Annotated in this window: 8 protein-coding genes and 2 pseudogenes; 8 read left to right on the plus strand and 2 right to left on the minus strand. The window is 71.0% G+C overall.

Translation table 11 applies throughout. The features are described 5' to 3' along the window. Nucleotides 1-19: 19 nt before the first annotated feature. Nucleotides 20-2896, plus strand: coding sequence for a preprotein translocase subunit SecA (secA, locus tag HD601_RS15310; protein WP_184823203.1), 2877 nt, complete (start codon nt 20-22; stop codon nt 2894-2896). Between the two features lie 197 nt (nt 2897-3093). Next, nucleotides 3094-4074, plus strand: coding sequence for an SGNH/GDSL hydrolase family protein (locus tag HD601_RS15315; protein WP_184823205.1), 981 nt, complete (start codon nt 3094-3096; stop codon nt 4072-4074). Here the strand turns inward: HD601_RS15315 and HD601_RS15320 are convergent. Continuing rightward, nucleotides 4035-4748, minus strand: coding sequence for an Rv3235 family protein (locus tag HD601_RS15320; protein WP_184823207.1), 714 nt, complete (start codon nt 4746-4748; stop codon nt 4035-4037). The genes HD601_RS15315 and HD601_RS15320 overlap by 40 nt on opposite strands. Before the next feature lie 230 nt (nt 4749-4978). Between HD601_RS15320 and HD601_RS15325 the strand changes: the two genes are divergently transcribed. The 5 genes and pseudogenes from HD601_RS15325 (at nt 4979) to HD601_RS15340 (ending at nt 8912) form a co-directional block, all read left to right on the plus strand. Further along, on the plus strand, nt 4979-5962 hold the full coding sequence (locus tag HD601_RS15325) for a patatin-like phospholipase family protein (RefSeq protein WP_184823209.1): 984 nt from the start codon (nt 4979-4981) through the stop codon (nt 5960-5962). A gap of 5 nt (nt 5963-5967) precedes the next feature. Continuing rightward, nucleotides 5968-6184, plus strand: a pseudogene (locus HD601_RS35750) (hypothetical protein); the annotation flags it as partial. Continuing rightward, nucleotides 6174-6755: a hypothetical protein gene (locus HD601_RS15330; protein ID WP_184823211.1), complete on the plus strand. Its 582-nt coding sequence runs from the start codon at nt 6174-6176 to the stop codon at nt 6753-6755. The pseudogene HD601_RS35750 and the gene HD601_RS15330, both read left to right, overlap by 11 nt. Nucleotides 6756-6825: 70 nt before the next feature. After that, nucleotides 6826-7762: pseudogene (locus HD601_RS15335) on the plus strand (IS5 family transposase). A gap of 58 nt (nt 7763-7820) precedes the next feature. Beyond that, nucleotides 7821-8912 carry an IS630 family transposase gene (locus tag HD601_RS15340; RefSeq protein ID WP_184821872.1) on the plus strand — a complete coding sequence of 364 codons (1092 nt, stop codon included), beginning with the start codon at nt 7821-7823 and terminating at the stop codon, nt 8910-8912. Between the two features lie 48 nt (nt 8913-8960). Here the strand turns inward: HD601_RS15340 and HD601_RS15345 are convergent, their stop codons facing one another. Continuing rightward, nucleotides 8961-9455 carry a DUF2505 domain-containing protein gene (locus HD601_RS15345; protein WP_184823213.1) on the minus strand — a complete coding sequence of 165 codons (495 nt, stop codon included), beginning with the start codon at nt 9453-9455 and terminating at the stop codon, nt 8961-8963. 31 nt (nt 9456-9486) lie between these two features. Here HD601_RS15345 and HD601_RS15350 point away from each other — a divergent pair, with 31 nt between their 5' ends. Continuing rightward, a complete protein-coding gene (locus tag HD601_RS15350) occupies nt 9487-10290 on the plus strand; it encodes a tryptophan 2,3-dioxygenase family protein (RefSeq protein WP_221441008.1) in 804 nt (267 codons plus the stop codon). Nucleotides 10291-10323 lie beyond the last annotated feature (33 nt).

Consider the following 10323-nt stretch of genomic DNA (forward strand, 5'->3'; position numbering starts at 1 on the left):
TGCATAGGAGTTGACCCGCGTGCCTGTTCTGCTCGACAAGATCCTCCGTGCCGGTGAGGGCAAGATCGTCAAGCGTCTCGAGGCCATCGTCAAACAGGTCAACAGCATCGAGGACGACTTCGTCTCGATGTCCGACGACGACCTGCGCGGCCTGACCGAGGAGTTCCGCAAGCGGCTGGCCGACGGCGAGCACGTCGACGACCTCCTGCCCGAGGCGTTCGCGACGGTCCGAGAGGCGGCCAAGCGGGTCATCGGCCAGCGGCCCTACGACGTCCAGGTCATGGGCGGCGCGGCGCTGCACCTCGGCAACATCGCCGAGATGAAGACCGGTGAGGGCAAGACCCTGGTCGCGACGCTGCCGTCGTACCTCAACGCGCTCACGGGCAACGGCGTCCACGTCGTCACCGTCAACGACTACCTCGCCCGCTACCACGCGGAGTGGATGGGCCGCATCCACCGCTTCCTCGGGCTCGAGGTCGGGGTCATCCTCAACGGCCTCACGCCGGCCCAGCGCCGCGAGGCCTACGGCGCCGACATCACGTACGGCACCAACAATGAGTTCGGCTTCGACTACCTGCGCGACAACATGGCGCAGCGGGTCGAGGACCAGGTGCAGCGCGGCCACCACTTCGCCATCGTCGACGAGGTCGACTCCATCCTCATCGACGAGGCCCGCACGCCGCTCATCATCTCCGGCCCGGCCGACCAGCCGACGCGCTGGTACACCGAGTTCTCCAAGGTCGCGCAGCGGCTGCGCCGCGAGACCGACTACGAGGTCGACGAGAAGAAGCGCACGGTCGGCGTGCTCGAGCCCGGCATCGAGCGGGTCGAGGACTGGCTGGGCATCGACAACCTCTATGAGAGCGCCAACACCCCGCTGATCCAGTACCTCAACAACTCCATCAAGGCCAAGGAGCTGTACCGGCGCGACAAGGAGTACGTCGTCAAGGACGGCGAGGTGCTCATCGTCGACGAGCACACCGGCCGCATCCTCGGCGGGCGCCGCTACAACGAGGGCATGCACCAGGCCATCGAGGCGAAGGAAGGGGTGGAGATCAAGCAGGAGAACCAGACCCTGGCGACCATCACCCTGCAGAACTTCTTCCGCCTCTACGACAAGCTCTCCGGCATGACCGGTACGGCCATGACCGAGGCCGCCGAGTTCGACAAGATCTACACCCTCGGCGTCGTGCCCATCCCGCCGAACCGCCCGCTGGCGCGCCTCGACCAGGACGACGAGATCTACCGCACCGAGGAGGCCAAGTTCGACGCCGTCGTCGAGGACCTCGTCGAGCGGCACCAGAAGGGCCAGCCGGTCCTCGTCGGCACCACCAGCGTCGAGAAGTCCGAGCGGCTGTCGCAGCTGCTGCGCAAGCGCGGCGTCCCGCACGAGGTCCTCAACGCCAAGCAGCACGAGCGCGAGGCCGCCATCGTCGCGCAGGCCGGCCGCAAGGGCGCCGTCACCGTCGCCACCAACATGGCCGGTCGCGGTACCGACATCATGCTCGGCGGCAACCACGAGTTCATGGCGCAGGCCGAGCTCAAGCAGCGCGGCCTCGACCCCGTCGAGAACGCCGAGGAGTACAACGCGGCCGAGATCGCGATCCTCGAGAAGCTCGACGCGCAGGTGTCGGCCGAGCGCGAGGAGGTCCGCGACCTCGGCGGGCTGTACGTCCTCGGCACCGAGCGGCACGAGTCCCGCCGTATCGACAACCAGCTGCGCGGTCGTTCCGGCCGCCAGGGCGACCCCGGTGAGTCGCGCTTCTACCTCTCGCTGCAGGACGACCTCATGCGGTTGTTCAAGAGCGAGTGGGTCGAGATGATCATGCGGACGTTCAACCAGCCCGACGACGTCCCCATCTCGCACAAGCGCGTCAGCAACGCCGTCAAGAGCGCCCAGACGCAGCGCGAGGCGCAGAACTTCGAGATGCGCAAGGACGTCCTCAAGTACGACGACGTCCTCAACCGCCAGCGCATGGTCATCTACGACGAGCGCGCTCGGGTGCTGCACGGCGAGGACCTGCACGAGCAGGTCACCGGCATGCTCGACGACGCCGTCGGGGCCTACGTCCAGGGCGCCACTGCCGGCAATTACCCCGAGCACTGGGACCTCGACCAGCTGTGGACGGCGCTCAAGACGCTGTACCCGGTCGGCGTCACGGTCGACGAGGTCGAGCAGGAGGCCGGCGGCCGCAACGCGCTGACCCCGGCCGGGCTCGGCGAGCGGCTGACCGAGGACGCGCACGCCGCGCTCGCGAAGCGCGAGGAGTCGCTGGGCACCGACGTCATGCGCGAGCTCGAGCGCCGGGTGCTGCTCACGGTCCTCGACCGCAAGTGGCGCGAGCACCTGTACGAGATGGACTACTTGCGCGAGGGCATCGGCCTGCGGGCGTTCGCCCAGAAGCAGCCGCTGGTCGAGTACCAGCGCGAGGGCTTCGACCTCTTCGTGGCCATGATGGACGCCATCAAGGAAGAGTCGGTCGGTCTGGTCTTCAACCTCGAGGTCCAGGTGCAGGCCCCGGGCGACGGCGCCACCACGCCCACCGCCCCCGGCGCCCCCGTGGTGCAGGCCAAGGGCCTGGGCGGCTTCCAGCGCCCGCAGCAGCTGCAGTACACCGCGCCGACGGTCGACGGCGACGCTGCGGTGCAGCGGCGGGTCGAGCAGGTGCGCCCGGCGGCCCGTCCGGCCGCGGGTGCCGCGGCCGGCGGCGCGGTCGTGGCGTCCGGCGCCAACGGCGAGCGCGGCTCGCACGCGGCCGGTGCCGACGAGGGCGACCTCGACTTCAGCAACGTGTCGCGCAACGCGCTGTGCCCGTGCGGCTCGGGGAAGAAGTTCAAGCGCTGCCACGGCGACCCGCGGCACGCCTCGCAGGACTCCGAGCAGCCGGCCGGCTGATCTCGGCACGCTCGTCCGTCGACGGGTGTCCGGCGGTGCCACGGCACCTCGGGCACCCGTCGATCTTTGTTCACCGAAGCTGTCCCGCATATGGCATCCGTCCGCTATCGTCCATTGTGACGTCTGGTGATGCCGGGTGTCACATTCCCCGGAACGGCGGATGGGAGGAGCGGCCGCGATCCGGCCGCGCAGCGCACATGACTCTGACCTCGACCAGCCACCAGGAACGACCCCGATCCCTCACCCGAACGGCCGTCACGCTGTGCGTGGCGGCCGTCCTGCTGGTGGGGGCAGCCCTCGGCGCGACGGCGGACGCGGCCGAAGCGCCCTCGACGGCGGACCCCGCGGCCGCTGCCGTCGCCGTCGACGCGCCGTCGGCCGTCATCACGCTCGGCGACTCGTACTCGTCCGGCCTGGGCGCCGGCGGCTACCTCGACGACTGCGACCGCACCCCGCAGGCCTGGAACAACCTGATCTTCGGCAGCGCCGTCACCGACCGGACGCTGCTCGCCTGCTCGGGCGCGGCGATCCCCGAGGTCGCGCAGCAGGTGCAGCAGCTGGCCGGCATCCCCGGGGCGGGGGACCGGCTCATCACGGTGACGGTGGGCGGCAACGACGCCGGCTTCGCCGACGAGCTGGTCAACTGCCTGGTCTCGTTCTTCTCGTGCACGCGCCGCGAGGCCGAGCTGACGGCCCTGATCAGCAGCCTGCACCAGCCGCTGGTCCAGCTCTACGACTCCGTCCAGGCGGCGGCGCCGGGCGACGAGGTCATCGTCGGCGGCTATCCGATGCTCGTGCCCGACCCGGCGGTCCGCAGCGACTGCGACGCCCTGACCGGTCTGCTGTCGAACTCGGAACGGCAGATGATCCGCCGGCTGGGCGTGCTGCTCAACGACGTCATCGACGCCGCGGCGGCCGAGGCCGGGGTCGAGTCCGCGTCGGACGAGGTGGCCTCGGTCTTCGACGGGCACGAGGCGTGTGGCAACGAGCCCGGCGACTGGCTGTACGGGCTGAAGATCTCCTGGGCCGCCGGGTCGGAGCCGACGTCGGCGACCACCACCACCGCCGAGCAGCGGTGGGAGGTGGCGTCGGAGTTCGTGCGCGACTCCTTCCATCCGACGGTGAACGGGCAGGTCGGCTACGCGGTGGCGTTCGAGGAGGCCTGGGCCGCCCGCTGACGGCGGCCGCGGCGCGGCGGCGGGCCGGGGTCGACGATGTCGAAGGCCGTGCACAGCCACCGGCCGTCGTCCGCCCGCAGGCGGACGGCCACGGCCCGCGTCGCCCGGCCCACCTGCACCACCACGCTCGCCTCGGCGACCGTGTCGGTGAGCCGGCACACCCGCAGAGCGCGGATCCGGGGCCGCTCGGCCGGCGTGCCCTCCTGGTCGGCGGCGCGACGGGCCAGCGCCCGGTACACGGGCTCGTCGGTCCAGCGGACCAGCTGCTGCAGCGAGCGGCGTCCGTGCAGGCACTCGAGCGCCGACAGCGCCAGCCGGGCGATCCAGCGGCGCGGGTCGGGCAACCCGTCCTCGCCGCGCCGGGGCTCGGGAACGGCCGGCCCGGCGGCGAGCGTGACGGCGGGCGTGGCGGCACGCTGGTCGGTGTGGCGCAGCCAGAGGCTGTCGGCGACCACCTCGTCGCCCAGGACGACGGGGACCGGCGCCGCGCCGAACCCGGCGTCCGGCCCGCCGTCGGGCCCGAACGGCAGCATCGCCTGCCCGGCCGGCACGAGCGGCCGCCACGCGCCGGGCACGATGCCGAGCTCGTCGTCGAAGGGCGGCTCGGTGACCGGGAGCGGCAGCCGGCGGGCCCGGCCGGTGCTCTGCTGGCGCGGCGCCTGGGTGGTGGTCATCGGGCCTCCTGTGCGCGGGTGTCTCTGGGGTCACCAGGATCGAAACCGGCAGTCGGCGGCGAGGTCAACGGCCCGGCGGAGTCGGGCAGGTCCGGCGCCGTCCGGGCAAGTCGGGCAACCTCCGGAGCGCCGTGGACGACGGTCCGGGCCAGCAACCGGGCAACCGGCCCGCGGTCACAGCAAGGCGTCGATGCGTGGCACGAATCGGCGTGTTACAGCAGAATCAATAGATGGAGGCCATTCGTCAGGGGGGACCGCGGCGGGGCCTGGTGCTCGGCGGCGGTGGCGTTCTGGGCGCGGCGTGGATGGTCGGCGCCCTCAGTGCCATCGAGGAGTCGACCGGCGCCGATCTTCGGTCCTTCGACTACATCCTGGGAACGTCCGCGGGCTCGGTGCTCGCGGCTCTGCTCGGTGCCGGCGTCGACGCCGGACAGCTGCGCGACCACCAGCTCGGTCGCGTCATCGAGGGGCCGCTCGCCGACCACGTCTGGGACTACGACACCGCCACCGGCGGGTCGCGGCCGCAGCTGCCCCGCTTCGGGGTCGGCTCGACGGCCATGGTGCGCCACAACGTCCGCCGGCTGCGTCGCATGCCGCCCACCGCCGTGCTGTCGGCGCTCATGCCGGTCGGCCGGGGCTCGCTCGACGGCGTCGGCGAGCTCGTCGACGCCGTCACGGGCCCGAGCGCCGGCTGGTCGCCGCACTCCGGCGTCTGGATCGTCGCCATGGACTACGAGACCGGCCGGCGGGTCCCGTTCGGCCGGCCGGGAGAGCCTCAGGTGTCGCTGCCGCAGGCGGTCATGGCGTCGTGCGCCATCCCCGGCTGGTTCGCGCCCGTGGTCGTCGGCGGCCACCGCTACGTCGACGGCGGCACCTGCTCGGCCACCTCGGTCGACCTGCTGGGCGGGCTCGGCCTCGACGAGGTCTACGTCGTCGCGCCCATGGTCTCGTTCGAGCTGGATCATCCGCGGGCGCTCCTGCCCCGGCTCGAGCGGCGCTGGCGCCGTCGCTGCACCCGGCGCTGCCTGCACGAGGCCGGGAAGCTGCGGGACCAGGGCACCGACGTCACCGTCCTGGGCCCAGGCCCCGAGGACCTCGCGGCCATCGGCGCCAACGTCATGGACACCGGCCGCCGGCTCGACGTCCTCGAGACCTCGCTGCGCACGTCGGCGGCCGCCCTCGCCCACGGCCGCTCCTGGGCCGACGCCGGCTGACTGTCGCAACTACCACAGAGGCGCTACGCTTCGCTGCCGGTAGCTTCTACTCCGAGGACGAAACCCACCGGAGCGGTCGTAGCACGGCAGCCATTCGGTGGAAGTCGGGCCACTGGGACGAATGATCAGGCGGGTTCGGTGCACAATCTTCTACGGTGGACCGAACCCGCACATGGGTTGAGCCGAGAGACGAGAACACGAGGTGTCAAGCGTGATGGATGACCGGCTGTCGACCAGGCCGTACGTCGCACGAGCGGTGCGGTTGCTGTCCCAGCCCCGCCGGAGTCCCGCCGACGGCGCACTGGTCACCGCGGTAGCACTGCGGCTGGCTTCCCTCGACAGCGACAGCGAGACCGCTGAGCGCCTCGTCGCCGCCTCCGACCGCGTCATGGCCGGCGTGGCGGGCCTCATCGGCGAGCAGGCGCCGGCCTCGGACTGGAGCGACACCGCCGAGGCGCTGGCCCTCATGATCGCCGGCCGGCCGCTGCAGCGGGGTCACCTCATGGCCGCCCGCGCCACCCTGGGCACCGCCGACAAGGTCATCGACCTCTCCGACCGCCTGCGCCGCACCGCCGAGGAGCCGCTCGACCGCGACGACCTCGGCCGCGCGCTGGCCATGGCGGTCACTGGCCCGGCCGAGCTGGCCGAGGCGCTGCTCGAGCGCGAGTCCACCGACGCCACGCCGGCGCCGGCCGCCGAGGCCCCCGCGCCGCGGCAGCCCGGACGGCGGGCGGGCGCGGCCGAGCGCAACGTCGCCCTCCGCGCCCTGGACGGCGGCGTCCCCGGCCGTTGAAGCGGTCCGGCCCAGCGCCGCTAGGGCGTGTCTCCTAAGTCCGGGCGTGTACGGCTGATTTGCTGTTGGCATGTCTCGCGAGCGAGTCCTCACCGACGCTCAATGGGAGCGGATCGCGGCGTTGATGCCCTCGACCGACGGGGTGAGGTCGCGGCCCTTCCGCGACCACCGGCAGGTGGTCGAGGGCGTGATCTACCGGTTCCGCACCGGGATCGCGTGGCGTGACCTGCCGGCCGCGTTCGGGCCGTGGCAGACAGCATGGAAGCGACACAACCGCTTCTCCGTCGATGGCACCTGGGACAAGATCCATGCCCGGCTGCTGGCCGAGGCCGACGCGGTCGGGGACATCGACTGGATGGTCAGCGTGGACGCCACCATCAACCGTGCCCACCAGCACGCCACCAACGCCGGCAGACTCGAGCATCCGGCCGGGGACTCCCGGGCGGCGCGCGCGGCGCGCGCCGCGGCCCGCACAGGGGGCTGAGTCGAGTTACATCTTCGGGCTCGCCGAACCGCTCGATCACGCGATCGGCCGGTCCCGCGGCGGGTTGTCGACCAAGATCCACCAGCTCGTCGACGGCCGTGGCCGGCCACTGGTCATCGCGGTGACAGCCGGCCAGGCCGGTGATTCCACGATGCTCAAGCCGCTGCTGGCCCAGCTCGCGGTCCGGCGCCTGGGGCCCGGTCGACCACGCACCCGCCCGCTCGCCCTCCTGGGTGACAAGGCCTATTCCTCCCGAGCCACACGAGCACTGCTGCGCGCTCGTGGCATCAAGGCCGTGATCCCGCAGCGCGCCGACGAGATCGGCCACCGCAAACGCCGCGGCACAGCCGGCGGCCGCCCACCCAACTTCGACCCCGTCGCCTACAAGCGCCGCAACGTCATCGAGCGTTCCTTCAACACCCACAAGCAATGGCGCGGCATCGCCACCCGCTACGACAAACACGCCGTCAACTACCGCGGAGGCGTCGTCCTACGCGCCATCACCATCTGGCTGGCGACTTAAGAGACACGCCCTAGTCTCCTGAGTCAGGAATTCTATTCAGATGTATAGGCTGGCTGGTATGGCGAGAACTGGACGGCCGAAGGCTGAGCTGGTGCTGACCGACGGCGAGCGCGCGGCCCTGGAGGGGTGGGTTCGCAGGGGGTCGACGCCGCAGTCGTGGGCGCTGCGGTGCCGGATCATTCTGGAGTCCGCGGCGGGTGCGTCGAACAAGGACGTGGCCGCGGTGGTGGGTTCGACACCGCATGCGGTGGGGCGGTGGCGCAGGCGGTTCGTGGAGCATCGGATCGCTGGGCTGGGCGACATGCCCCGCTCGGGTGGCCCGCGGTCGGTGACCGATGAGCAGGTCGCCGCGCTGGTGGCCCGGACGCTGGAGACGAAGCCGAAGAACGCCACGCACTGGTCGACCAGGGCGATGGCGTCGCAGACGGGCATGTCGCAGTCGACGGTCTCAAGGGTGTGGCGGGCGTTCGGCCTGGCCCCGCACCGCGTTGAGGGGTTCAAGCTGTCCACCGACCCGTTCTTCGTCGACAAGGTCCACGACGTGGTCGGGCTCTACCTGGACCCGCCCGAGCGGGCGTTGGTGTTCTGTGTGGACGAGAAGTCCCAGATCCAGGCCCTGGACCGCTCTCAGCCGGTCCTGCCGATGATGCCCGGGGTGCCCGAGCGCGTGACCCATGACTACGTGCGCGCCGGCACCACGACGCTGTTCGCCGCACTGGAGGTCGCCACCGGCAAGGTCATCGGTTCTCTGCACCGCCGTCACCGCGCCGAGGAGTTCAAGAAGTTCCTGGCCACGCTCAACAAGCAGGTCCCCGATGACCTCGACGTGCACCTCGTGCTGGACAACTACGCCACGCACAAGACTCCCGCGATCAAGAACTGGCTGCTGGCCCATCCACGGTTCCACCTGCACTTCACGCCCACCGGGTCGTCCTGGCTCAACCTCGTCGAGCGCTGGTTCGCCGAACTGACCAACAAGCAACTGCGCCGCGGCGTGCACAAGTCCGTCCAGGCCCTCGAGAAAGACATCCGCGACTGGATCGCCACCTGGAACACCGACCCGCGTCCCTACATCTGGGTCAAGACCGCCGACGAGATCCTCGAACAACTCGCCACATATCTGAACAGAATTCCTGACTCAGGAGACTAGCGCAGCGGTGACGGCGACCGGGTCGCCGTCACCGCCAGAATGACGCCGTCAGCGGTTGCCGGCCAGCCAGTCGCGGCCGACCCGCTCCTCGATCTTCGCCGCCTCGGTGAGGCCCTGGTGCAGGGCCTGCTCGATCCTGCCGCCCACCAGCGGCACCGACGCCTTCAGCAGGGCCTTGATGGTCAGCACGGTCGACCCGCCGTTGGCCGCGAGGCGCATGGTGCCGGTGGCCTTGACCGGCGCCCCGGACATCTCCAGCGCGATGGTGCCGTCACGCGACCCGTCGCCGTTGGCCGGCTTCCACACGTCCTTCTGCCGGATGTCGATGGTGTCGCCGACGAACCGGCGCACGAAGTCCGGCACGTCCGGCGGCATGACGCGCAGCAGGTCGATGGTGGCGCCGTCGCCGTCGCGGCGAACGGTGATCTCGTGGCGCAGGGCCTTGGCCGCGGTGGTCTTCTTCGCGATGTAGGCCTCGTCGGTCAGCATCGCGAACACCGTCGCGGGGTCGGCGTCGAAACGCAGCTCGCTGTTCAGGTCCATGGCTCCACATCCTGACCCATACGCTGACGAGGTGACACCCGACCACGAGATCAGCCCTCCCTCGGCACACTTCGGCGAGGACGGTGCCCGGCTCACCTACGGCACCTACCTGCGTCTCGCGGAGCTGCTCGACCAGCAGCGCCTCGAGACCGATGCTCACGACGAGCTGCTGTTCATCACGATCCACCAGGTCTACGAGCTGTGGTTCAAGCAACTGCTGCACGAGGTCGAGGCCGCGCGGCAGGCGATGTTCGACGACCGCCTGTGGTGGGCCCGGCACCTGCTGAACCGGGTCCACGAGATCGAGCGGATCCTCATCGAGCAGGTCGGCGTCCTCGAGACCATGACGCCGCAGGACTTCCTGCAGTTCCGGGCCCGGCTGGCGCCCGCGAGCGGCTTCCAGTCCGTGCAGTTCCGCGAGCTGGAGTTCGTCTCCGGGGCGAAGGACGCGGCGTTCCTGCGCCGGTTCCGCGCGCTGACGCCGGCCGAGGAGGAACGGCTGCGCCGCCGTCTCGAGGAGCCCACGCTGTGGGACGCCTTCGTCGCCGTCCTGCGCGCCCACGACCTCCCCGCCGGCACCGACGCGGACATCAGCGCGTCGTTGCGCATCGCCGCCCATGACCGCGGCGGCTTCGGCGACGTGTGGGAGCTGGCCGAGGCGCTGATGACGCACGACGAGCTGAGCGCCGGCTGGCGGGCGCGGCACGTCACCATGGTCGAGCGCATGATCGGCACGAAGACCGGCACCGGCGGCTCGTCGGGCGCCTCGTACCTGCGCAGCCGCCTCGACCTCCGGTTCTACCCGCTGCTCTGGGAGCTGCGCTCCTGGCTCTGAGTCATTGGCGAACGCAATGAATGATCAAGGAGT

The sequence above is a fragment of the Jiangella mangrovi genome, assembly GCF_014204975.1.
Taxonomy (GTDB): Bacteria; Actinomycetota; Actinomycetes; order Jiangellales; family Jiangellaceae; genus Jiangella; species Jiangella mangrovi.